Here is a 24,755-nt window from a genome sequence, read left to right on the forward strand (position 1 = left end):
GAGCATCATGACCGGCAAGACCGTGTTCGAAGCCAAGTATGGCTTCGCCCGCAAGGATGTGCGGCTCGAAACCTGGCGGCTTTCGCCGTTCAACCGATGGTCCTTCCAGAATGTCGGCGAATTGGTGCCGAGCGCCCATGTCGCGGCGGCTCCCGGCGGCGAGGAGCAGGCGAAATCGCTTGGCGGCTTGCTTGAGGAAAAGGTCTCGCTTCCCGGCGGCAGTGAAACCGTCGAGAGCTTCTTGAAGCGCTCCGATACGGATGGGCTGACGATCCTGAAGGCGGGCAAGCTTACCGGCGACTGGTCGGCGCCGCATATGCCGTTCGGAGCCCGCCACATCATCTTTTCGATCAGCAAGTCGGTGACGGCGATCCTCGCCGGCATATTGGAAGGCGAGGGGATCTTCGACCCCAACGCGCCGGTGACGCAATACATTCCCGAAGCCAAGGGCTCGGCCTATGGTGATGCGAGCGTGCGCAACGTGCTCGACATGACGGTGAGCCTCGATTTCGAGGAAGCCTATCTCGATCCGGAGAGCGCTTTCGCCCGCTACCGCCGCTCGACGCTGTGGAATCCCGGCGGCGGGTCGGAGAGCCTCGCGGCATTTCTGATGACGATCCAGCGCTTGGCCGAGCCGCATGGCCAGACTTTTCGCTACCGCTCGCCCAATTCGGACGTGCTCGGCATCCTGGTCGAGCGGGCCTCCGGCAAGCGCGTCAGCCAATTGCTCAGCGAAAAACTGTGGCAGCCGCTGGGGGCCGCAAGCGAAATGTGGGTGACGGTCGACATGGAAGGCACGGCGCGCACCGCCGGGGGCATGTCGATGACGCCGCGCGACCTTGCCCGTATCGGCGAGATGATGCGGCAGGGCGGCACCGCCAGTGGCCGTCGCGTCGTGCCGGAAGCCTGGGTGCGCGACACGGTCGCCACCGGCGGCAGCTTTGAGGCCTGGCAGCGGGGCACGATGGCGTTCCTGTTCCCGAAGGGACGCTATCGCAACAAATGGTATCAGACGGGCCATGACAGCGGCGCCTTCTGCGGCATCGGCATCCACGGCCAGTGGCTCTACGTCAATCCGAAGACGGAAGTGGTCATCGCCAAGATGTCGTCGCAGCCGGAACCGGTGAACGACAAGCTGGATGAGGACATCGTGGCGTTCCTGGAGGCGCTGAGCGGCATGGTTTGAACCGACCTGAGGTTGGTTCCAAGGGCTGTTTTCTGTGGACCTTCGGCGCATGATGAAACCGTTGCGGTTGGCGCGGCGGTTCTCCCGGCCTATGGTCGCCGCTCTTTTTCGACAGGGACCGGCATGGCATCTGACATCAAGCGCATCGCAGCAATCATCGCAGCCGAGATCAACGCGCGGCCGGAGCAGGCCGCGGCGGCAATCGGGCTGCTCGACGAGGGCGCGACCGTGCCGTTCGTGGCGCGTTACCGCAAGGAAGTCACCGGCGGGCTCGACGACACCCAGTTGCGCGATCTTTCCGAGCGGCTCGCCTATCTGCGCGAGCTCGATGCGCGCCGCGACACCATCCTCGGCTCCATCCGCGAGCAGGGCAAGCTGACCGAGGAGTTGGAAGCCAAGATCGTGGCGGCCGCCACAAAGGCGGAACTCGAGGATATCTACCTCCCCTACAAGCCGAAGCGGCGCACCAAGGCCGAGATCGCCAGGGAACGCGGGCTCGGGCCTTTGGCCGAGGCGGTTCTCGCCGATCGCTCGAAAGTTCCGGCCGAGCTTGCGCTCGCCTATGTCACGGAAGAGGTGGCCGACGCCAAGGCCGCGCTTGAAGGCGCGCGCGACATCCTGTCGGAGCAGTTCGCCGAGAATGCCGATCTGGTCGGCAAGCTGCGCGCCTATATGAAGGAACGCGCCTTCCTGCGCGCCAGGGTCGTCGACGGCAAGCAGGAGGCGGGTGCGAAGTTTTCCGACTATTTCGACCATGTCGAGCGCTGGTCGGGTGCCCCCAGCCACCGCGCCTTGGCCATGTTGCGAGGCCGCAATGAAGAGGTGCTGTCGCTCGACATCGAGGTCGACGCGGACGATACCTCGCCGGTGAAACCGGTCGAGCGCATGATCGCCAATGCGTATGCGATTGGCGGCAGCCTTCCCGGCGACAAATGGCTGATGGAGGTGGCTGGCTGGACCTGGCGGATAAAGCTGTCGCTGCATCTGACGCTCGATCTGATGCGCGATTTGCGCGAGCGGGCCGAGGAAGAGGCGATCCATGTCTTTGCCCGCAACCTGAAGGACCTGCTGCTGGCGGCTCCCGCCGGCTCGCGGGCGACCATGGGGCTCGACCCCGGCATTCGTACCGGCGTCAAGGTGGCGGTGGTCGACGGCACCGGCAAGCTGGTGGCGACGACGACCGTCTATCCGTTCCCGCCGAGGAACGACGTGCGCGGCACGCAGGCCGAACTTGCCGCCTTGATCCGCCAGCACAAGGTCGAGCTGATCTCGATCGGCAACGGCACCGGCAGCCGCGAGACCGAGAAGCTGGTTGCCGACATGCTGTCGGACCTGCCGGCCGGCGCGGGGCCGAAGCCGCTCAAGGTGATCGTCAGCGAGGCGGGCGCATCGGTGTATTCCGCCTCGGCGACGGCAGCGGCCGAGTTTCCCGGGCTCGATGTCTCATTGCGCGGCGCGGTGTCGATCGCGAGGCGCTTGCAGGATCCGCTGGCTGAACTGGTCAAGATCGAGCCGAAATCGATCGGCGTTGGCCAGTACCAGCACGATGTCGACCAGTACCGCCTCGGCCGCTCCCTGGAAGCGGTGGTCGAGGATGCGGTGAACGCCGTCGGCGTCGACCTCAACACGGCGTCGGCGCCGCTGCTGGCGCGGGTTTCGGGGCTGGGGCCGTCGCTTGCCGAAGCCATCGTCGCGCATCGCGACGCGACGGGGCCGTTTGCCAGCCGCAAGGATCTGCTCAAGGTGGCGCGGCTCGGGCCGCGCGCGTTCGAGCAAAGCGCGGGCTTCCTGCGCATCCCGAACGGCGCGGAGCCCCTCGACGCGTCGTCGGTGCATCCGGAAGCCTATGGCGTGGCGAAAAGAATAGTCGCTGCCTGCGGCCGCGATGTGCGCGCCTTGATGGGCGACAGCGCCGCGCTCAAGGCGCTCGATCCGCGCGTCTTCGTCGACGAGCGTTTCGGCCTGCCGACGGTGCGCGACATCATCGCCGAACTGGAAAAGCCTGGACGCGACCCACGTCCGGGCTTCAAGACCGCGACTTTTGCGGAAGGGGTCGACGACATCAAGGACCTGAAACCCGGCATGCTGCTCGAGGGTACCGTCACCAATGTTGCGGCCTTCGGGGCCTTCGTCGATATCGGCGTGCACCAGGACGGGCTGGTGCATGTTTCGCAGCTCGCCGACCGTTTCGTGAAGGACGCGCATGAAGTGGTGAAGGCCGGCGACGTGGTGAAGGTGCGGGTCGTCGATGTCGACATCAAGCGCAAGCGCATCGGGCTATCGATGCGCAAGGATGGCGGCGAGGGCGGGGCGCCTCGTGGCGACCAGCGCGATAACGGCGGTGGCAAGCCGGCGCCGCGCTCGCCTGCGCCGCAGCGTCAGCCGGAAAAGCCTTCGCAGGGTGCATTTGGCGCGGCGCTTGCCGAGGCGATGAAGCGCAAGTAGCTACCACGCCAGGACGGTCGGCTCCTTGCCGATCTGACCCAGCAGCCAGTCGCGAAAACTGGCGACTGGCGGGTGGCCGCGCTTGTCGTGCGGCACGACCAGATAATAGGCGCTGCGGCTTTGCATCGGCGTGCCTGGCGTCGGCACCAGCTGGCCACGCTGCAATTCGCCGGCAATCAGGATTTCCGGCAGCAGCGCCACGCCGAGGCCCGCCATGCAGGCCTGCGCGACCGTGCCGAACTGCTCGAACTGCATGCCGGGTCCGGCCGGCGCTTCCAGCCCCTGATGCTCGAACCATTCGCTCCAGGCGCCGGGGCGGGTCGCCATGTGCAGCAACGGCAGGCGGCTGATATCGGCGGGCGTGGCGATGGCGCGGGTGGCGAGAAATTCGGGCGAAACCACCGGCATCACGGTTTCGCGCATCAAAAGCGTGCTGTCGGCCTCCGGCCAGTCGGGCATGCCGTGATGGATGGCGGCATCGAGCCGCTCGCGGGCGAAGTCGAACCGCCCGATGCGGGTGGCGAAGTTGATGGTGATGTCGGGATGGCGGGCGACGAAATCTGGGATCAGCGGCATCAGCCAGCGCGTGCCGAAGGTCGGCAGGATGGCAAGGTTGAGAACGCCGCTATGCCGATTGCTCATCAATCCAAGCGCTGCGTCGCGCAACTGGCCAAGTGCGGAGCGCACTGCTTCGGCATAGATCTCGCCCGCCGCGGACAGCCGGACATTGCGGCTGTCGCGGTCGAATAGCCGCCGCCCGAACTGCTCTTCCAGCAGGTTGATCTGGCGGCTGACGGCGCCCTGCGTCAAGTCGAGCTCGCGCGCCGCGGCGGTGAAGGAGCCGAGACGCGCCACCGCCTCGAAGGCGGCAAGGGCCGCTGTGTTCGGCAACAGGCGGCGCTGGACGTTCATGATCCATTACTAACGCTCATTGATCTGCGATGCAATTTCGTTTGATTTTTTCGAGTTGGAGGCCGATAAGCCGGGCAATCCAAGATTTTTACCGGGAGCGAGGCCATGGCCGCCGAGAAGAACGCCTTCGTCTGGAACGATCCTTTCCTCATCGAGGACCAGCTTTCCGAGGACGAGCGCATGGTGCGCGACGGCGCAGCCGCCTTCGCCGCCGACAAGTTGGCGCCGCGTATCGAGGAAGCCTACGCCGACGAGAAGACCGATCCGTCGATCTTCCGCGAGATGGGCGAGGCGGGCCTGCTCGGCATCACCATTCCGGAAGAATATGGCGGGCTTGGCGCCGGATATGTGACCTATGGCCTGGTGGCGCGCGAGGTCGAGCGTATCGATTCCGGCTACCGCTCGATGATGAGCGTGCAGTCGTCGCTGGTCATGTACCCGATCCATGCCTACGGCTCGGAAGCGCAGCGCAAGAAATACCTGCCGAAGCTCGCGTCGGGCGAATGGATCGGCTGTTTCGGCCTCACCGAGCCGGATGCCGGCTCCGATCCGGGCGGCATGAAGACGCGCGCCGAGAAGACCGCGAACGGCTACAAGCTCTCCGGCTCGAAGATGTGGATCTCCAACGCGCCGATCGCCGACGTTTTCGTCGTCTGGGCGAAGCTGAAGGGTGAGAACGGCAAGGACGAGATCCGCGGCTTCGTGCTGGAAAAAGGCATGAAGGGGCTTTCGGCGCCGAAGATCGGAGGGAAGCTCAGCCTCCGCGCGTCGATCACCGGCGAGGTGGTGATGGAAGGCGTCGAGGTCGGCGAGGACGCGCTGCTGCCCAACGCCAAGGGGTTGGGCGGGCCGTTCGGCTGCCTCAACCGGGCGCGCTACGGCATTTCCTGGGGCGCCATGGGTGCGGCCGAGGATTGCTGGCAGCGGGCGCGGCAATACGGCCTCGACAGAAAACAGTTCGGCAAGCCGCTTGCCGGCACGCAGCTGTTCCAGAAGAAGCTCGCCGACATGCAGACCGAGATCGCGCTCGGACTGCAGGGCTCGCTGCGCGTCGGCCGGCTGATGGACGCAGGCAAGATGGCGCCGGAGATGATCTCGATCGTCAAGCGCAACAATTGCGGCAAGGCGCTCGACATCGCCCGTCAGGCCCGCGACATGCATGGCGGCAACGGCATCCAGATCGGCTACCATGTGATGCGCCACGCGCAGAATTTGGAGACGGTGAACACTTATGAGGGCACGCATGACGTGCATGCGCTGATCCTGGGACGGGCGCAGACTGGCATCCAGGCGTTTTTCTAAGGCATCCTCGGCTTCGTCATCCTCGGGCTTGACCCGAAGATCCATTCCGTAACGTCAAGGCGTCTCTGCGGTGCAGGAATTTTGACGCAAGAAGCGCGACGGAGGTTTGTTTGCGGCGCCGCGTTCTTCGCTTGGTGTCACGGAATGGATCCTATGGTCTGCGCGCGTCGCTTCGCTCCTTGCTTCGCCATAGGATGACGAACGCGCAGGGGGTCTTCGCCAATTGCGGACGCTGGAGACTGGCCATTACCCGGCGACGTCGAGCGTTTATTCGCTGCTTAAATTAGGTGCAGCGCAACATCTCTGCTTGGAGAACGGCCAGGATTTGTGTCAGGGTCTGGCGGTAAAACGCCATTCTCCGGGACACCATGGCAATTCTGGCAGCCGTTCACCACCTGACCCATTACAAATATGACCGGCCGGTGGTGCTTGGGCCCCAGGTGATCAGGCTGCAGCCGGCGCCGCATTCGCGCACCAAGGTGCTCAGCCATTCGCTGAAGGTCGAGCCGGCGAACCACTTCGTCAACCTGCAGCAGGATCCCTACGGCAACTTCCTTGCCCGCTTCGTTTTCTCGGAGCCGGTGACGGAATTGAAGATCGAGGTCGACCTCGTCGCCGACATGACGGTCTACAACCCATTCGACTTTTTCGTCGAACCGTCGGTTGAGACTTTTCCGTTCGAATACCCGGAAGAGATCCGAGACGACCTCGCCATCTACCGGACGCCGGAAGCTGCCGGACCGCTTCTTTCGGCCTTCCTGAAAACCGTCGACCGCAGCCCGAAGAACACCGTCGATTTTCTGGTCGACCTCAATGCAAGGCTGCAGCGCGAGATCGCCTATATCGTGCGCATGGAGACCGGCGTCTATTCGCCGGAAGAGACGCTTGCCGCGGCCAAGGGCTCATGCCGGGATTCGAGCTGGCTGCTGGTGCAGATCCTGCGGAATCTCGGCATCGCCGCGCGCTTCGTCTCGGGTTACCTGATCCAGCTCAAGCCCGATCTCGTCTCGCTCGACGGACCGCCCGGAACCGCCGTCGACTTCACCGACCTGCATGCGTGGTGCGAGGTCTATATTCCGGGCGCCGGCTGGATCGGCTTCGACCCGACCTCCGGCCTGCTCACCGGCGAAAGCCACGTGCCGCTTGCCGCGACGCCGCATTTCCGCAATGCGGCACCCATCTCCGGCATGGCGAGCTTCGCCAATGTCGATTTCGGCTTCGACATGCGGGTCGACCGCATCGCCGAACATCCGCGCATCACCAAGCCGTTCTCGGACGAAAGCTGGGAGGCGCTCGATCGACTGGGCGAAAAGGTCGACGCGGCGCTGAGAGATGGCGACGTGCGGCTCACCATGGGCGGCGAGCCGACCTTCGTGTCGGTCGACGATTTCGAATCCGCCGAATGGAACACGGCCGCCGTCGGCCCGACCAAGCGCGACAAGGCCGACCAGCTGATCCGCCGGCTGCGCGAGCGCTTCGCGCCGGGCGGCTTCCTGCATTACGGCCAGGGCAAGTGGTATCCGGGCGAGAGCCTGCCGCGCTGGACCTTCTCGCTCTACTGGCGCACCGACGGCGAGCCGGTGTGGCGCGACCCGTCGCTGATCGCGCGAGAAACGGGCAAGGCGGACATCGGGCCCCAACAGGCCGAAAGCCTGCTCAAGGCGATCGCCGATGAACTCGGCATCGACAAGGCGATGGTCGGCGAAGCCTACGAGGATCCGGGTGAATGGCTGCTCAAGGAAGGCAAGCTGCCCGACAATGTCGACCCGTCCAATTCGAAGCTGGAAGACCCGGAGGAGCGCAGCCGCATGGCGCGCGTCTTCGAGCGCGGCCTGACCAAGCCGTCTGGCTATGTGCTGCCGGTGCAGCGCTGGAACAGCCAGGCCGCCGGGCAGCGCTGGCGCTCGGAAAAATGGAAGACGCGGCGTGGCCGCCTGTTCCTGGTGCCGGGCGATTCCCCCGTCGGCTATCGCCTGCCGCTCGGCACGCTGCCCTACGTGCCGCCAGCGCAATTCCCTTATATCGTGCCGGTCGATCCATCCGTGCCGCGCGGCGCGCTGCCGGCGCGCGACGCGATCCTGACGGAAGCCGCTCCGGCAGAGCCTGAAGGCGCCGATGAAATGGCGCGCCGCCAGCAGGCGGTGTCCTTCACGGCCGCGACCGGCCAGCAGGACCGTGTCGAGCAGGAGATCACGGAGATCGGCGGCGCGGTGCGCACCGCGCTCAGCGTCGAGCCGCGCGATGGCCGGCTCTGCGTGTTCATGCCGCCGGTCGAGGCGCTGGAAGATTATCTCGAACTGGTGGCGGCGGCGGAGAATGCCGCCAAGGCGATCGGCCTGCCGGTGCATATCGAGGGTTACGCCCCGCCGCACGACCCGCGCCTCAACGTCATCCGCGTGGCGCCCGATCCTGGCGTCATCGAGGTGAACATCCATCCGGCCGCCAACTGGCAGGAATGCGTTGCCACGACCACGGCCATTTACGAGGAAGCACGGCAGTCGCGGCTCGGCACCGACAAATTCATGATCGACGGCCGCCACACCGGCACCGGCGGCGGCAACCATGTCGTGGTCGGCGGCGCCACGCCCAACGACAGCCCGTTCCTGCGTAGGCCCGATCTCCTGAAGAGCCTGGTGCTGCAATGGCAGCGGCATCCGTCGCTGTCCTACATGTTTTCCGGTCTGTTCATCGGCCCGACCAGCCAGGCGCCGCGCTTCGACGAGGCGCGGCACGACTCGCTTTACGAGCTCGAGATCGCGCTGGCGCAGGTGCCGCATCCGGACAAAGGCGCAGCGCCTTTGCCATGGCTGGTCGACCGGCTGTTCCGCAATCTCCTGACCGACGTGACCGGCAATACGCATCGCTCCGAAATCTGCATCGACAAATTGTTCTCGCCGGATGGCCCCACCGGCCGGCTTGGGCTGGTCGAATTCCGCGGCTTCGAGATGCCGCCCAATGCGCGCATGTCGCTCGCCCAGCAATTGCTGGTCCGCGCGATCATCGCCCGTACGTGGAAGAACCCGCTCGACGGCCGCTTCGTGCGCTGGGGCACCTCGCTGCATGACCGTTTCATGCTGCCGCATTATGTGTGGGCGGATTTCCTCGACGTGCTGGAGGATTTGAAGCTCAACGGCTTCGACTTCCGCCCTGAATGGTTCGCCGCCCAGCTCGAATTCCGCTTCCCGTTCTGCGGCGAGGTTAGCCAAGCCGGCGTCAAGCTCGAGCTCAGGCAAGCGCTGGAGCCCTGGCATGTGATGGGCGAGCAGGGCGCGATCGGCGGCACCGTTCGTTTCGTCGATTCTTCCGTCGAGCGGCTGCAGGTGCGGACCGAAGGCCTCAATGCGGAGCGCCATGCCATCGTCTGCAACGGCCGCATCGTGCCGATGAAGGTGACTGACACCAGAGAGGTCGCGGTGGCCGGCGTGCGCTTCAAGGCCTGGCAGCCGGCGTCTGGCCTGCATCCGGCCCTGCCGGTCAACACGCCGCTGGTCTTCGACATCTATGACCGCTGGTCGGGCCGCTCGGTCGGCGGTTGCGTCTACCATGTCGCGCATCCCGGCGGCCGCAACTACGACACCTTCCCGGTCAACGGCAACGAGGCCGAGGCGCGGCGCCTTGCCCGCTTCGAGCCGCGCGGCCACACTCCGGGCGGCTATGTGCTGCGCGACGAAGAAGCCTCTGAAGAGTTTCCCATGACCCTTGACCTGAGGCGACCAGCGAGACTCTGATCGACAATGGCCAAGGGGAATCAAAGACGGGCGGGCGGAAGGCCGCGGGCGCAGAGCCTGCTGGAACGCTACCGGCCGATCGAAGGCATCGCCGACGAGATGGTCGATGCGTCGGGCAATGCGCGTCCGGCATGGCGCTCCTTCATCGGCGCGCTCGATGATTTGGGGGCCGAACGGCTGGGGCAGCGTTTTGCCCGCGCCGACCAGTATCTGCGCGATGCCGGCGTCTATTACCGGGTCTACGAACAGGCCGGCGCCAATGAGCGGGAATGGCCGCTGGCGCATGTCCCGTTGCTGATCGACGAGAAGGAATGGGCCGAGATCAGCGCCGGGCTGGTCCAGCGCGCCGACTTGTTCGAGGCGATCCTGGCCGATGTTTACGGGCCGAACCGGCTGGTCGAAAAGGGCATCTTGCCGGCGGGGCTGATCGCGGCGAGCCCCGAATACCTGCGCCCCGTCGCCGGCGTCCGGCCGGCCAATGGGCATTTCCTGCACATGGTCGCCTTCGAGCTCGGCCGCGGCCCGGACGGCCGCTGGTGGGTGCTGGGCGACCGCACCCAGGCGCCGTCGGGCGCCGGCTTTGCGCTTGAGAACCGCGTCGCCACCACACGCGCGCTGTCGGACGTCTATGGCGAGATGCATGTGCATCGCCTTGCCGGCTTCTTCCGCCGCTTCCGCGACGCGCTGAACGGCATGGCCAAGGAGTCCGGCGGCCGCGTCGCCATCCTGACGCCCGGACCGCTCAACGAGACCTATTACGAGCACGCCTATATCGCCCGCTATCTCGGTATCATGCTGCTCGAGGGCGAGGACCTGACCGTCTCCGGCGGCAGGCTGATGGTGCGCACGGTTTCCGGCCTGATGCCGATCGGTGTCTTGTGGCGGCGGCTCGACGCGGCCTTTGCCGATCCGCTGGAGCTCAGGCCGGAATCGCAGATCGGCACGCCAGGGCTGGTCGAAGCGATCCGGCGTGGCACGGTGTCCGCAGTCAATGCGCTTGGCTCCGGCCTCATGGAAACGCGCGCGCTGCTGTCGTTCCTGCCCAGGATCGCGCGCGAGCTCAAAGGCGACGATCTCAACCTGCCGAGCATCGCCACCTGGTGGTGCGGGCAGGAGGCCGCGCGCGCCCATGTGCTGGCCAATATCGACCGCATGGTCGTCGGCCCGGCGCTGTCGACCCGGCTTGCCTTCGAGGACGACGGCGCGACCCGGCTTGGATCGTCGCTATCGGCGGGCGAGCGGGCCGAGCTCGTTGCGCGCATCGAGGCGGATGGCGACGGTTTCGTCGGCCAGGAAGCGGTGACGCTGTCGACCACGCCGGTGTTCGTCGGCGGCCTGCTGGAGCCACGGCCTGCCAGCCTGCGCGTCTATCTGGCGCGCACGCCGGAAGGCTGGGCGGTGATGCCCGGCGGCTTCGCCCGCGTCGGCTTCTCGCTCGATCCGACGGCGATCGCGATGCAGCGGGGCGGCCAGGCGGCGGATGTCTGGGTGGTCAGCGACAGGCCGGTCGAGCGCGAGACGCTGCTGCCGCAGGAGCATGACGGCTTCACCCGCACCATGCCGGGCAGCCTGCCCAGCCGAGCGGCGGAGAATCTGACCTGGCTCGGGCGCTATATCGAGCGCTCGGAGGACACGGTGCGCGTGCTGCGCGCCTATCATGTGCGGCTCGCCGAGACGTCCGACCCTGATATGCCGCTGCTTGCCGATATCAGGGACTATCTCGAGCCGTTCGGCATCGAGGTCGAAACGGCGATACCGCCGGGGCTGATCGGCACTTTGGACAGCGCGGTCTACAGCGCCGGTCAGATTCGCGACCGCTTCTCGCCGGATGGCTGGCTGGCGCTGAAGGATCTGTCGAAGACCATCCACAAATTCGCCGAGACGGTCGCGCCTGGAGACGACGCGACGCGGGCAATGACGGTGATGCTGCGCAAGCTCGCCGGCTTTTCCGGCCTGCTGCACGAGAACATGTACCGCTTCACCGGCTGGCGTTTCCTGGAGATCGGCCGCAGGCTGGAGCGCGGCATCCAGATCGCCCGCACGCTTAGCCAACTGACGAGGAATGGGGCGCCGGAAGGGGCGCTCGACATGATGCTGGAGATTGGCGACAGCGTCATGACCCATCGGCGGCAATATCCGGTGCAGGCCGGGCGGCGCACGGTGATCGACCTGCTGGCGCTCGACCCGCTCAACCCGCGCTCGATCCTGTTCCAGCTCGAACGGCTGAAGGCCGAGATCGGCATGCTGCCTTCGATCGGCGGCGAGGGGCACATGTCGGCCGCCGCCAAGGAAATCCTGCAGCTCAACACGGCAATCGCCGTCATGGAACCTTCCGACATGAGTGCCGGGACGCTCGACGATCTCGCCGGCCAGATCGGCGGTCTCTACAACAGTCTCGCCAAGGCCTATTTCGGGTAGAGCATTTCCAGCGAAAAGGATCGCCTCCAATGCTCTATCTCTTTGTTTTTGTGCAATTCCGGACGCAAGGCTACGGCGAAGCCGCCGAGCCTGACCACTGCGCATTTTTGCTGGAATTGCTTTAATGCTCTACGATATCAAGCTTCATTTGCATTACGACTATGCCGCCGCCGCTGGCGGCGGGCGGCACCAGGTGCGCGTGATGCCGCAGACGATCGCCGGGGTGCAGCGGGTGATCGCCGCTTCGCTGTCCTTCAAGCCGACGCCGGCCGAGCGTGCCGATTTCTCCGATTTCTTCGGCAACAACGTCACCTCGATCGCCTTTCGCGATGCGCATGAGACGCTCGACATCCGGATGAGCGCGCGCGTGTCGGTCTCGCGGCCGGAGCCAGGCCTCGATGTCTCACCCGACATAAGCGGGCTGAAGTCGGAACTGGATACGGTGCGGTCGCTATCGCCTTCCGCGCCGCATCATTTCCTGGCCGCCAGCGATCATGTCGGCATCGATGCGGCGATCACGGCCTATGCACGGGACAGTTTGTCGGGGTCAACCGTCGCCACGGCGGTCGATCTGTGCAACCGCATCCATCGCGACTTCACCTATGACGGCAAGGCAACCACCGTGCAGACGCGGGCCAGCGACGCTTTTGCGCTGAAGCGCGGCGTCTGCCAGGATTTTTCCCATATCATGATCGCCGGCCTGCGTGGGCTCGGCATCCCGGCCGGCTATGTCAGCGGCTTCCTGCGCACCATTCCGCCGAAGGGCAAGCCGAGGCTCGAAGGCGCGGACGCCATGCATGCCTGGATCAGGGCCTGGTGCGGGCGCGATGCCGGCTGGCAGGAGTTCGACCCGACCAACGGCATGCGGGCGAGCAACGACCACATCACGGTCGGCTATGGGCGCGACTATTCTGACGTGGCGCCGATCGTCGGCGTGCTGAAGACGACGGGTGGCCAGGTCGGCGAGCAGGCGGTCGACGTCATTCCGGTCGCCGCCTGATGGCTGGCGGGCGGCCTACACCGTCCGAGTTGCTTCTCAAATTGCGATCCGCCCACTATCCTGCTACTGGGGCCTGCTACTGGGGCGACGGATTGGCGGGGCATAGGGGGCTCGGCTATGACGGCGATCAGCATCATCATTCCGGCACACAACGCGGCGGCGACCATCGCCGACACGTTGACTACGCTGCGCTCGGAAGCCGAGGTCATCGGCGAAGTGATCCTGGTCGACGATTGCTCGACCGACGGCACGGCGACCGCGGATGCCGTGGCGCTCAAGATTGCCCGTGTCCACTACGCGCGGGGCGATCTGGAAACAGCGGCTAAATTCCTGGCCGTTGCCGAAGCCGCGCCCAAGGCCTCCGCCGACATCTGGCGTTGCCTGCGCTACCGGCTGAAAATCGGGGCACGGCGGCGGTTCCCGGCCCATCCCATCCAATTGCAACGCGCTTGACGGCAGACGGGCCAAGGTTGCCGTCGCTCCGCACGGTGGAACCAGCCCCCGTCGCCTGGCTTATCTACGGACCAGTTCCGTGGAGCCATCATGCTGCAACGAGCACAATCGTCCTCCGACCGCCTGGCGGACGGTACGGAAATGCAAAGGAACGGCGCGCAAAATTCCGCCGATCGCGCCTCGCTCAGCTATGTCAGCGACGCCGATCCGGGCATCCGGCGCCTGAGAAAAGGCAAGGGATTTCGGTACACGAGCCCTAACGGGAGCGCGGTAAGCGCTGAAACGCTTGTCCGCATCAAGGCGATCGTCATTCCGCCGGCCTGGACGGACGTATGGATCTCGCCCGATCCGGACGGCCATATCCAGGCGACAGGACGGGATCAGCGCGGTCGCAAACAGTATCGCTATCACCCGCAATGGACCGAGGAACGCGACGACGTCAAATATTCAAGCCTCGTCGCGTTCGCGGAGAGCCTGCCTGCCCTCAGGCGGCAGATCGATGCCGACCTGCGCCGGCACGGGCTGCCTTTGGAGCGCGTCGTCGCCTCGGTGGTCTGGTTGCTCGACAACACCATGATCCGCATCGGCAACGCGGCCTATGCGCGCGACAACAAAAGCTTCGGGCTGACCACGCTGCGCGACCGCCATGTCGAGATCACCGGCTCCAGCCTGCGCTTCGCCTTCAAGGGCAAGTCGGGCAAGGAATGGAAGCTGAAGCTGGTCGATCGCCGCATCGCCAAGGTCGTGCGCGGCGCCCAGGACCTGCCCGGACAGAAGCTGTTCCAATATCTCGACGAGGATGGCGAGCGGCGACCGGTGCGCTCGGAGGACGTCAACCGCTACATCCGCGAGGCGTCCGGCGCCGAATTCAGCTCAAAGCATTTCCGCACCTGGGGCGGCACGATCCACGCGGCGTCGCTGTTTGCCGGGACCGAGCTGCCGGAAAACAAAACGCAGCAAAGACGGGTGATCAACAATGTCGTCGACAAGGTCGCCGAGCGGTTGGGCAATACACGAGCGGTCTGCCGCAAATGCTACATCCATCCGCTGGTGTTCGAGGCTTGGAGCAAAGGGCGCCTGCTTGACGAAATGGCTGAGGCCAGCAAGCGCAAACGGCTGATATCCGGCCTCGACGAGGAAGAAACGCTGGTGCTCAGATGGCTGCAGGCGCACGGCGCCTGACAGGCAGACGCGAAGACCGCCAAGTCCGTGATCCCTAGAGCGTTTGACGCAATTCCAGACGGAAAACCGCTCACACTTTTCCTGGAATTGCTCTAGGAAATTTTTTTATCGACCTGGTGTCGGGAAGGGTCCTAGTGTCGCGTCCTTTGATACGGAAAGGACGCACCATGCTCTACGCCATCCTCTGCTACGCCTCCGAAGACGTCGTCTGCTCCTGGAGCAAGGAACAGGACGACGAGGTCATGGTAAAGCTCCTCAACGTGCAGGACAAATACGCCAAGGCAGGCAGGCTCGGCCCCGTGGCACGCCTGTTGCCGACGACTGCGGCGACCACGTTGAGAAAGGTCAAGGGCGAGGCGGTCGTGCTGGATGGCCCGTTCGCCGAGACCAAGGAACAGTTCCTCGGCTTCTACACGCTCGAATGCAAAGATCTCGACGAAGCCGTCGAATTCGCGCGCGAGCTTTCCGAGGTCAATCCGAGCGGCGGCTCCTACGAGATCCGGCCGGTTTCGGTCTTCAACCCGACAAAGGTAGCGGTATGACGGAGTTCGCCTGGATAAGCACCGCGATCGGCAATGCCCGTCCGCAGGCGATGGGCGCGCTGCTGCGCTACTTCCGCGACCTCGACGCCGCGGAAGAGGCTTTCCAGGACGCGTGCCTGAGGGCGCTCAAGAACTGGCCGAAGAACGGGCCGCCGCGCGATCCGGTCGCCTGGCTCATCTTCGTCGGCCGCAACAGCGGCATCGACGCCGTACGCAAGCGCGCCAAGCAAGCGCCGATGCCGGAAGAGGACCAGGTGTCCGATCTGGAGGATGCGGAAAGCGACATGGCCGAGCGGCTGGACGGCGCGCATTACCGCGACGACATCCTGCGGCTTCTGTTCATCTGCTGCCATCCGGATCTGCCGGCGACACAGCAGGTCGCGGTGGCGTTGCGTATCGTCTCCGGCCTCACCGTCAAGCAGATCGCGCGCGCCTTCCTGGTCGGTGAGAGCGCCATGGAACAGCGCATCACCCGTGCCAAGGCGCGCATTGCCGATGCCGGCGTGCCGTTCGAGACGCCCGGTGCGGTCGAGCGCTCGGAGCGGCTCGCCGCCGTCGCCGCGATGGTCTATCTGATCTTCAACGAAGGCTATTCGACCAATGGCGGCGAGGCGCCGGCCCGCGCGCCGCTCTGCGAAGAAGCGATCCGGCTTGCCCGCCTGCTGCTGAGGCTCTTCCAGGCCGAGCCGGAGATCATGGGGCTGACCGCCCTGCTTCTCTTGCAGCACGCGCGGGCGCCAGCGCGTTTCGACGCGAATGGCGAGATCGTCCTGCTCGAGGACCAGGACCGCTCGCTATGGAGCCGCAAGATGATCGACGAGGGCCTGGCGCTGGTCGACAAGGCGCTGCGCCATCGCAAGCCCGGTCCTTATCAGGTGCAGGCGGCGATCGCGGCGCTGCATGCGCGGGCGGCCGTCGCCGAGGATACCGACTGGACCGAGATCGACCTGCTCTACGGTCTGCTGGAGCAGATGCAGCCGTCGCCGGTGGTGACGCTGAACCGCGCGGTTGCGGTGAGCAAAGTGAAGGGTCCGGAAGCGGCACTTGCCATGATCGAGCCGCTGGAGGACCGGCTGTCCGGCTATTTCCACTTCTTCGGTCTGAGGGGCGGGCTGCTGATGCAGCTCGGTCGCAATGAGGAGGCGCGTGTCGCCTTCGACCGCGCCATCGCTTTGGCCAACACGGCGGCGGAGGCAGCGCATATCCGCCTGCATATCGACCGGCTGATCAAGGAGAGCGCGGAGAAGTCGTCGATCCAAAAGGCGCGTTGAGTTTCAGGTGATGCCGGCCTGCAAATGGCGGGTTCCTGCGCTTCCGGTGCTCACGTACTTTAAGTACGCTCCGCTCCGGTTCTCGGAACCCACCCAGTTTGGTCGCTTCGCGCCCGTCTTCGACTCCGACTCGGCCTGACCTGAAACTCACACGCCTTCGTCTCAGCCCTCGCCTTCTGGCCCAATTTCACAGCCCGGGCTTGGACCATGCCGGGGTGGCGGTTTTTCCCTGAAACGAGTAATGCCACGCCATCAAAGCGCCCAGACCGTGCCCGACCGCACGTCCAAGGGATGGCGCATGGCTCCATTCCCGCCCTGTGAGAGGTGGGACCTGAAAGGGACAAAAATGACATTAGCCAAGGAAACGGCCTCACTTCTTGAGAAACTGGGCGTGGCCAGGGATGCGCTTGTCGGCGGCGACCTTGTCGTGCGCAGCCCGGTGACGGGCGAAGAGATCGCGGCGCTCAAGTCGATCTCGGCCGCGGACGCCGGCAAGGCCATCGATGCCGCGCACAAGGCCTTCCAGGCCTGGCGGCTGGTGCCGGGCCCGAAGCGCGGCGAGCTGGTGCGGCTGCTCGGCGAAGAATTGCGCGCGCATAAGGACGAGCTCGGCCGGCTGGTCTCGATCGAGGTCGGCAAGATCCCGTCCGAGGGTCTGGGCGAAGTCCAGGAAATGATCGACATCTGCGATTTCGCCGTCGGCCTGTCGCGGCAATTGTATGGCCTGACCATCGCCACCGAGCGCCCCGGGCACCGCATGATGGAGACCTGGCATCCGCTGGGCGTGGTCGGCGTGATCTCGGCCTTCAACTTCCCGGTCGCGGTGTGGTCGTGGAATTCGGCGCTCGCCTTCGTCTGCGGCGATGCCGTGGTGTGGAAGCCGTCGGAAAAGACGCCGCTGACCGCGCTTGCCTGCGAGGCGATCTTCAAGCGCGCCGCAAAACGCTTCGGCACCGATGCGCCGGCAGGCCTGCTGCAGGTGCTGATCGGCGACCGCGTCGCCGGCGAGGTGCTGGTCGACCATCCGAAGGTGCCGCTGGTCTCGGCCACCGGCTCGACGCGCATGGGCCGCGAGGTCGGTCCGAGGCTCGCAAAGCGCTTCGCCCGCGCGGTGCTCGAGCTCGGCGGCAACAATGCCGGCATCGTCACGCCCACCGCCGATCTCGACATGGCGCTCAGGGCCATCGCCTTCGGCGCGATGGGCACCGCCGGCCAGCGCTGCACGACGCTGCGGCGCCTGTTCGTGCATGACAGCGTCTACGACGCGCTCTTGCCGCGGCTGAAGAAGGCCTATCAGTCCGTCTCGGTCGGCAATCCACTGGAAGGCAAGGTGCTGGTCGGTCCGCTGATCGACAAGGGCGCCTTCGACAACATGCAGAAGGCGCTGAAGGAAGCCACCGCCCATGGCGGCAAGGTGACGGGCGGCGCGCGCGTCGAGAACGGTCACCCGGACGCCTATTACGTGCATCCGGCGCTGGTCGAGATGCCGAAGCAGGTTTCGCCGGTGACGGAAGAGACCTTCGCGCCGATCCTCTATGTGATGAGATACACCGATTTCGACGAGGCGCTGGAACAGCATAATGCGGTCGGCGCCGGGCTGTCGTCATCGATCTTCACCCGCGACCTGCAGGAATCGGAGCGCTTCCTTGGCGTCGACGGCTCGGATTGCGGCATCGCCAACGTCAACATCGGCACCTCGGGCGCCGAGATCGGTGGGGCGTTCGGCGGCGAGAAGGAGACCGGCGGCGGCCGTGAGAGCGGCTCGGATGCCTGGAAGGCCTATATGCGCCGCGCCACCAACACGGTGAATTTCTCCAAGGCGCTGCCGCTGGCCCAGGGTGTCTCGTTCGACATCGATTGAACCGCAACGGCGCCGCGAAAGCGGCGCCGTTTTCCAATTGCCGCAGAGAAGGTCAGTCGACGCAGGTGGAGGGCGTGCAGACGGCCGTGACGCTGGACAATTTCTGACGCTTGTTCAACGTCGGTTTCTCATAGGTTTTCTTCATAAGCTTTCCCCATGCGCGGTGTTGCCGAAGGCGCGCAGCGTGCCGTGAGTACAAGCTTCGCGATGTGACGGCATCTCCCGCGCGGGAGATATCGCTTCTCAGAGAGCCTTCCCGGTGGTCGGATCGAACAAGCGAAGCGCATCCGCGTCGAAGACAAAGGCGCATGGCTGGCCCTTGGCGACACGGGCTTGCGGCGGCAAGGTCGCCGTCAGCCGTTGCGTTCCGGTGCGGGCAGTGGTGACCTGCTCGGGACCGGTCAGTTCGACGACGTCGATCTCGACGGATAGCGACAGTTCCGCACCGCTGTCCGATCCGAGGCGTAGCGCTTCGGGCCTGATGCCGACAACAACAGGAGTACCGTTGCGGACAGCATTGGCGTAGCGGCCCGGCAGCGCCAGCCGTGCATCGGTGCCGGCAATGGCGAGCTTGCCCTCCTCGACGGTCGCTTCCAGCATGTTCATCGCGGGCGCGCCAACGAAACCAGCCACATAGAGCGTCGCCGGGTGGTTGTAGATCTCCTGCGGCGTGCCGAGCTGCTCGATACGACCATCGCGCATCACGGCGATGCGGGTCGCCAGCGTCATCGCCTCGATCTGGTCATGGGTGACGTAGACGACCGTGGTCTTGAGCATCTCGTGCAGGCGCTTCAATTCGGTGCGCATCTCGAGCCGCAGCTTGGCATCGAGATTGGAGAGCGGCTCGTCGAACAGGAAAACCTGCGGCTTGCGCACCAGCGCCCGGCCGATGGCGACGCGCTGGCGCTGGCCGCCGGAGAGCTGGCCGGGCTTGCGGTCGAGCAGGTTCTCGATCTGCAGGAGCTTCGCCGTCTCGCGCACGGCCCTGTCGCGCTCGGCGGCGGGAACCTTGCGCATCTCCAGGCCGAAGCCGATGTTGCGGCTGACGGTGAGGTTCGGATAGAGCGCGTAGGACTGGAAGACCATCGCGATGTCGCGGTTCTTCGGATGCACGCCGAGCACGGACCGACCGCCGATCAGAACGTCGCCGCTCGTTGCCTCGGCAAGGCCGGCGATGATGTTGAGCAGGGTGGACTTGCCGCAGCCGGACGAGCCGAGCAGCACCAGGAACTCGCCGTTCTCAAGCGCGATGTCGATGCCTTTCAGCGTTTCGACGCTGCCGTAATTCTTGCGGACATCGCGGATTTCAAGCGCGCTCATGGACGGCATCCTCGAATTGGATCGGCCCGCCATAGTCGCGGGGCAGTGTTGAGATGGCGCGCGACGCCACCTGGACGGCGGCGGACAGGCAGTTCTCCAGCGGCCGTCCCTGTGCCAAGGCGGCCAGGAAGGCGGCGTTGAAGACATCGCCGGCGCCGATCGTGTCGACGACGGTGACGCGGGGTGCCGGCACTTCAATGAGATCGCCGTCGGCGCCGATGGCGATCGCGCCGTCGGGCCCGCGCTTGACGACGACGGTTGCCCCACCCTTCATGCCGTCGCGGATCTTGCGCGCCGCCTGCGCCGGATCTGCCAGGCCGGCCAATGTCGTCGTCTCGACCTCGTTGAACAGGGCCAGCGCACAGCGCGACAGCCAGCCGCGCGCGGCAGCGCAGTTTGCTTCCGTCCAGCCATCGATCGGCCAGCCGGTGTCGAGCGCAACGGCGATGCCATGCGCTTCGGTCCAGCCGAAGAAAGCGTCGTAATCGCGCGTCAGGTCTTCGGTGAGGAAAGAGCCGCAGAGCAGCGCATAGCCGCCGGAAAGCCGATTGCCGTCCAGCACGGAGAGCACGTCGGCCAGGCCGAAGCGGGGCAGGTGGCCGCGCGTGGTGAAGAAGGTGCGCTCGCCGTCGGGATGGGTCATGCCGACCGACAATGTCGTGCCTTCGGGACGAACAGGCCAATTTTGCGCGCGGCGCCCGAAGGCTTCGCGCAGCCAGCGGCCGAACTGGTCGTCGCCGAGATTGGCGGCGATGTCGAAATCAATGCCCAGCGCCTGCCAGGCAAGCGCGGTGTTGCCGGCCTGGCCGCCGACCCGCAGATCATCGTGGTCGACGACGGTCTCGGTGCCTGCCTTTGGCCAGGGCGCGACCGGGCCGACGATCAGGTCGACATTGACGTTGCCGATCACCGCGAGCGGCCGCATCATTCGCTCCTGGTGATCTTGGTGGTGCGCACCGGCGTTCCAGCGTTCTCGACGCGGGAGTCGGCGAAGGCGATCATCAGACGCTGCGCCACCGGCAGCATGGCAAAGACCGCCGCCAGCCCCGAGGCACGCTCGAACCTCAACGTGACGGCGCCCGCGACCGGCGACATGGCCGAGGCATCGAAGACGATCAGCGGCGCGCCGGCTTCGACGACCGATTCGGCCATCGCGGTGACGAGATCCGCAGTCGGGTCGTTACCGCGGAAAAGCACGATGCCGATCTTGGGACCGAGCATTTCCATCGGCCCGTGGCGAAGCTGGCCGCCCTCGAGCGAGTAGCAGGGCAGGCGCGACAGTTCCGTGAGGCCCAGCGCCAGCGCTTCGGCCACACCTTGCAGGCTGCGGCCCGATGTGACCACGGTCGCCACATTGCCGAGTGCCGCAAGGGCGGCATCGACTGCAACCGTTTCCGGCATTTTAAGCGCCGCAAGGGCGGCGGCGGGATCTTCGCCAAGCGCCGCGAGGATGGCGAGATGCAGGGCGAAAGTCACCGTCAGGCTGCGGGTCGCGGCAAAGGCAAGCTCGGTGCCGCCGGCGCCGACGAGGCAAGGCACTGTCCGGCCGAGAAACGAGCCGGCCTCCAGCGTCAGGCCGAAGGTTTCGGCGCGATCGCCGGTCCCGGCGAACCAGCGCAGCACCTCGGCGCTCTCGCCGGACTGCGAGGTGACGATCACCGTCCTGCCGTCCAGCGGAAGCGGCTGTCCGAGCTGTTCCGACAGCGGCATCGCGATGGCATCGATGCCGTGCGCGCGATAGAGCGGCTCGACGGCGCGCGCGACGGCATGCGAGGCGCCCATGCCGAGCAGGACGAGCCTGCCGTTCTTCCTGATCGAGGCGGCGACCTCGGCGGCGGCCTCCCGATTGCTCTCGAACGAGGCAAGCGCATCCGCATGCTGGCGCGCCATCTCGCGGTCGATGGCGACGAGCCCTGCGGGGCGGTTCTTTTGTGCAGTCATGATTATCCTTTCACTCCGCCGCTGGTCAGGCCCGAGATCAGCGCGCGTTGCATGACGAGGCCGATCAGCACCGGCGGCAAGGCCGCGAGCACGCCGGCGGTGGCGATCAGTCCGTAGTCGGAAACGCGGCCGCCGGCGAGATCGGCGATGGCGACGGTCAGGGTCTTTGCCCGCTGGTCCGAGGTGAAGAGCAGGGCGTAGAAGAACTCGTCCCAGGCAAGCAGCACGGCAAACAGCGCCGATGTCGCCACCACGGGCGCCGCCAGCGGCAAGGTGATGATGCGCCAGGTCTGGAGCAGGCCGGCCCCGTCGATCATTGCCGCGGCCTCGATCTCGCGCGGGATGGAATCGAAACCCGATTTCATCAGCCAGGTGGTGAAGGGCGCGAGAATCGTCAGATAGATCAGCGCCAGACCGAAGACATTGTTGAGCAGGCCGAGCCAGGACAGGCCCATATAAAGCGGCACCGAGAGCGCCACCGGCGGCAGCATGTAAGTGGCGATCACCATCGACAGCGACCAGCCGACCGAAGGCGTGCGCGAGACGGCCCAGCCGGCCGGCACGGCAAGGACGACAGCGGCAAGCGTCGCCATGCCGGCGACTTCGAGGCTGTTGCGCAGCGAGGCGGTGAAGGCGGCGCCGGCGCTGTTCTCGGCTGTCGACAGAAGCTGCGCGTAACGGGAGAAGTCGGCCGCCTGCGGCCACCAGCGCAGCGGCTTGGCGGCAAGATCGGCGGCTGGCGATATGCTCATGACGAAGAGCCAGGCGAGCGGCGCCAGGATCACCGCGGCGAGCAGGATCGCGCAGGCATAGACGAAAGCGGTGAAGAGCGGGCTCTTGCGTTCCATCAGGTCGCGCTCCCCGCGGTCTTCCTCACCAGCGCCGCATAGGCGACGGCGAGCACGGTGACGAGCAAGGTGACGATCAGCGCCAGCGAAGCGCCGGAGCCGGCGCGCTGGAACGAGAAGGCCTCCTGGTAGACGAGGATCGACAGCGAGCGCGTGCTGTTGGCCGGGCCGCCGCGGGTCATCACCCAGATGATGTCGAAGACCTTGAAGGCCTCGATTGTGCGCAGCACCAGCGCCACCATCAGCGGACCAGCGAGATAGGGCAGGATGACGAAGCGGAAGCGGTTGAACGGGCCGGCGCCGTCGACAAGCGCCGCGGCCGTGATGTCGCGCGGCACCGCTTGCAGGGCGGCGAGCGCGATGAGCGCGACAAGCGGAAAATTCTTCCAGCAGTCGGCGACGATCAGCGCCGCGAGCGCCGTGCCGGGCTCGCCCAGCCAGGAGCGATAGTCGTCGATGAGATGAAGTTGCGTCAGCGCCGCGTTCAGCGCGCCATATTCGGGATTGTAGATAAGCCGCCAGAGCGTAGCGTTGACGACGGTGGGCAGCGCCCAGGGCAGGATCATCAGCCCGCGCAAGACCGCGCGACCGCGGAACTCCTGATTGAGCAGAAGCGCCGCCAGCACGCCGAGCACCATTTCGGCCGCGACCGAGACGACCGCGAACCAGGTGGTGGTCGAGAGCGTGCGGGTGAAATTCGAGCTCGTCAGCATCTTGGCGTAGTTGTCGAAGCCGACGTAATTGCCCGCCGTGCCGACCAGTTGGGCATCGGTGAAGGAGAGCCTGACCGTGTCGACCAATGGCCAGCCGATGACGGCCACCATGATCACCAGAAGCGGCAGCATCAACAGCCACGCGCGAGTCGTCATCCAGGTGCCTGACATCAGAGGCGCCTCTCTTCCTTCATCCGATCAGAAATAGCACGGGCGGCGCTCGCTTATGAGGCCGCCCGCGTCGAGGAACGACAGATCAGAGGCCGCTGTTCTCAGCTGCGGTCTTGAGCGCGTCTTCCGGCGTCGTCTGGCCGAGCAGCGATTCTTGGATCGCCTGCTGCAGCGCCGTCGACAGCTGCTGGTATTTAGGTGTGGTCGGGCGCGGATACATCGCGGCCAGGCCGAGCTTGGCGGCGGCGATCAGTTCTTCCTGACCCTTGGTGACGGCCGGATCGTCGTAAGACGAGGCCCAGATCGGCAGCGAGAGCTTGGCATACTGGTTCTGCGTCGCCTGCGAGGTCATGAACTCGATGTATTTCCAGGCCTCGTCCTGATGCTTCGACACCGTCGTGACGCCAAGGCCCATCGAGCCGTTGACAGCCGAGACCTCGCTGGTGCCGGTAACGCCCGGCGCCGGCACGACGCCGACCTTGCCGGCAACCTTGGAGTCCTTCGGATCGTTGGCCATGTTGTACATGTAGGTCCAGTTCAGCGCGAAGGCGGCATCGCCGTTCTCGAACACCTTGCGGACATCTTCCTCCAGGAACTCCTTGGAATTGGGATTGGTGAGGCCCGACTTGTAGCTGTCGACCATGTATTTCAGCGCCGAGACGCCGCCACCATTCTGGAAGTCGGGCTTGCCGTCCTTGAGGAAGTCGCCGCCATAGGCGCTGACCAGCGTGGTGTAGTCGCAGACGGCGGCTTCGGCCTGCGACCAACTCCAGGCGATCGGCGTCTTCAGCAGGCCTTTGTCCTGGATGATCTTGGCCTGCTGGCCAAGCTCTTCCCAGGTCTTCGGCGGCGCCTTGATGCCGGCCTTCTCCAGGATTTCCTTGTTGTAGAACAGGTATTTGGTGTCGAGGATCCACGGCATGCCATAGTACTTGCCGTCATACTGGACGGTGGTCCAGGCGCCGGGCAGCACGCCCTTCTTCATGTCGTCGGTGATCTTCGACGATACGTCGACCAGCACCTTGTTGGTCGCATATTCGGCTGGCCAGATGACGTCGAACAGCACCACGTCGTAGCCACCGCCGGACCCCTGGGCGAGCACGGTCTTGTCGTGCAAGCCTTCATAGGGAACGAATTCGAGATTGACCTTGATGTCCGGATTGGCCTTGGTGAAGGCCTCCGTCATCGAGCGCACGTCGGCCTCGCTATAGGCGGCCTGCGCCATGAAGAGCGCGTTCAAGGTGGTTTCGGCGAAGGCGTGGGGGACGAACAGTCCGCCGACGAACACCGCGCCCAGAAGTGTCTTACCGATCGATTTCAGCATTTGTCTTCTCCCATTTTCGACAGCTGCGAGGGGCGGCGGGCCGCTTCCTCGAATTCGCATCGCGTATGACCGGATCCGTCCCAACGGCGTGCGGCGGAGCCCGAAAGCTTTGCCGTCTTTTTGTGGAGCCGCGCGGGT

Annotated in this window: 18 protein-coding genes; 11 read left to right on the forward strand and 7 right to left on the reverse strand. The window is 65.5% G+C overall.

Going from position 1 to position 24,755, the window contains the following annotated elements; translation table 11 throughout:
- The first annotated feature begins 7 nt into the window (after positions 1-7).
- Positions 8-1,186, forward strand: a complete 1,179-nt coding sequence (locus tag LB572_RS13435) for a serine hydrolase domain-containing protein (protein ID WP_224668039.1) — start codon at positions 8-10, stop codon at positions 1,184-1,186.
- A gap of 123 nt (positions 1,187-1,309) precedes the next feature.
- A complete protein-coding gene (locus tag LB572_RS13440; RefSeq protein WP_224668040.1) occupies positions 1,310-3,631 on the forward strand; it encodes a Tex family protein in 2,322 nt (773 codons plus the stop codon).
- On the opposite strand, the gene LB572_RS13445 is transcribed toward LB572_RS13440, so the two are convergent.
- Positions 3,632-4,543 (reverse strand): LysR family transcriptional regulator, encoded by a 912-nt coding sequence (locus LB572_RS13445; RefSeq protein ID WP_140807379.1) that lies wholly within the window; start codon positions 4,541-4,543, stop codon positions 3,632-3,634.
- Between the two features lie 105 nt (positions 4,544-4,648).
- On the opposite strand from LB572_RS13445, the gene LB572_RS13450 reads away from it, so the two are divergent.
- The 9 genes from LB572_RS13450 (at position 4,649) to LB572_RS13490 (ending at position 18,300) form a co-directional block, all read left to right on the forward strand.
- Positions 4,649-5,845 carry an acyl-CoA dehydrogenase gene (locus LB572_RS13450; RefSeq protein ID WP_224668041.1) on the forward strand — a complete coding sequence of 399 codons (1,197 nt, stop codon included), beginning with the start codon at positions 4,649-4,651 and terminating at the stop codon, positions 5,843-5,845.
- 368 nt (positions 5,846-6,213) lie between these two features.
- Positions 6,214-9,573, forward strand: coding sequence for a DUF2126 domain-containing protein (locus tag LB572_RS13455; RefSeq protein WP_224668042.1), 3,360 nt, complete (start codon positions 6,214-6,216; stop codon positions 9,571-9,573).
- 6 nt (positions 9,574-9,579) lie between these two features.
- On the forward strand, positions 9,580-11,991 hold the full coding sequence (locus LB572_RS13460) for a circularly permuted type 2 ATP-grasp protein (RefSeq protein WP_224668043.1): 2,412 nt from the start codon (positions 9,580-9,582) through the stop codon (positions 11,989-11,991).
- 124 nt (positions 11,992-12,115) lie between these two features.
- Positions 12,116-12,991 carry a transglutaminase family protein gene (locus tag LB572_RS13465; protein WP_224668044.1) on the forward strand — a complete coding sequence of 292 codons (876 nt, stop codon included), beginning with the start codon at positions 12,116-12,118 and terminating at the stop codon, positions 12,989-12,991.
- A 117-nt stretch (positions 12,992-13,108) separates the two neighbouring features.
- Positions 13,109-13,444 carry a glycosyltransferase family 2 protein gene (locus tag LB572_RS13470; RefSeq protein ID WP_224668045.1) on the forward strand — a complete coding sequence of 112 codons (336 nt, stop codon included), beginning with the start codon at positions 13,109-13,111 and terminating at the stop codon, positions 13,442-13,444.
- A 90-nt stretch (positions 13,445-13,534) separates the two neighbouring features.
- Complete coding sequence (locus tag LB572_RS13475) at positions 13,535-14,626, forward strand: DNA topoisomerase IB (RefSeq protein ID WP_224668046.1); 1,092 nt, start codon at positions 13,535-13,537, stop codon at positions 14,624-14,626.
- 167 nt (positions 14,627-14,793) lie between these two features.
- Positions 14,794-15,168: a YciI family protein gene (locus tag LB572_RS13480; protein ID WP_224668047.1), complete on the forward strand. Its 375-nt coding sequence runs from the start codon at positions 14,794-14,796 to the stop codon at positions 15,166-15,168.
- On the forward strand, positions 15,165-16,439 hold the full coding sequence (locus LB572_RS13485) for an RNA polymerase sigma factor (protein WP_224668048.1): 1,275 nt from the start codon (positions 15,165-15,167) through the stop codon (positions 16,437-16,439). The genes LB572_RS13480 and LB572_RS13485 overlap by 4 nt, the downstream gene beginning before the upstream one ends.
- 346 nt (positions 16,440-16,785) lie before the next feature.
- Positions 16,786-18,300 (forward strand): aldehyde dehydrogenase family protein, encoded by a 1,515-nt coding sequence (locus LB572_RS13490; RefSeq protein ID WP_224668049.1) that lies wholly within the window; start codon positions 16,786-16,788, stop codon positions 18,298-18,300.
- Between the two features lie 243 nt (positions 18,301-18,543).
- Here LB572_RS13490 and LB572_RS13495 read toward each other — a convergent pair whose 3' ends face one another.
- From LB572_RS13495 to LB572_RS13520, 6 genes are all read right to left on the reverse strand, one after another.
- Positions 18,544-19,620 (reverse strand): ABC transporter ATP-binding protein, encoded by a 1,077-nt coding sequence (locus LB572_RS13495; RefSeq protein WP_224668050.1) that lies wholly within the window; start codon positions 19,618-19,620, stop codon positions 18,544-18,546.
- Entirely contained in the window at positions 19,607-20,545 is a 939-nt protein-coding gene (locus tag LB572_RS13500) for a PfkB family carbohydrate kinase (RefSeq protein ID WP_224668051.1), read from the reverse strand. The genes LB572_RS13495 and LB572_RS13500 overlap by 14 nt, the downstream gene beginning before the upstream one ends.
- Entirely contained in the window at positions 20,545-21,561 is a 1,017-nt protein-coding gene (locus LB572_RS13505) for an SIS domain-containing protein (RefSeq protein ID WP_224668052.1), read from the reverse strand. Before LB572_RS13505 ends, LB572_RS13500 begins: the two co-directional genes overlap by 1 nt.
- Before the next feature lie 2 nt (positions 21,562-21,563).
- Positions 21,564-22,409, reverse strand: coding sequence for a carbohydrate ABC transporter permease (locus LB572_RS13510; RefSeq protein ID WP_140801358.1), 846 nt, complete (start codon positions 22,407-22,409; stop codon positions 21,564-21,566).
- Complete coding sequence (locus tag LB572_RS13515) at positions 22,409-23,293, reverse strand: carbohydrate ABC transporter permease (RefSeq protein WP_140801359.1); 885 nt, start codon at positions 23,291-23,293, stop codon at positions 22,409-22,411. Before LB572_RS13515 ends, LB572_RS13510 begins: the two co-directional genes overlap by 1 nt.
- Positions 23,294-23,378: 85 nt before the next feature.
- On the reverse strand, positions 23,379-24,617 hold the full coding sequence (locus LB572_RS13520; protein ID WP_140801360.1) for an extracellular solute-binding protein: 1,239 nt from the start codon (positions 24,615-24,617) through the stop codon (positions 23,379-23,381).
- Positions 24,618-24,755 lie beyond the last annotated feature (138 nt).

This window comes from Mesorhizobium sp. BH1-1-5 (genome assembly GCF_020165615.1).
GTDB lineage: Bacteria > Pseudomonadota > Alphaproteobacteria > Rhizobiales > Rhizobiaceae > Mesorhizobium.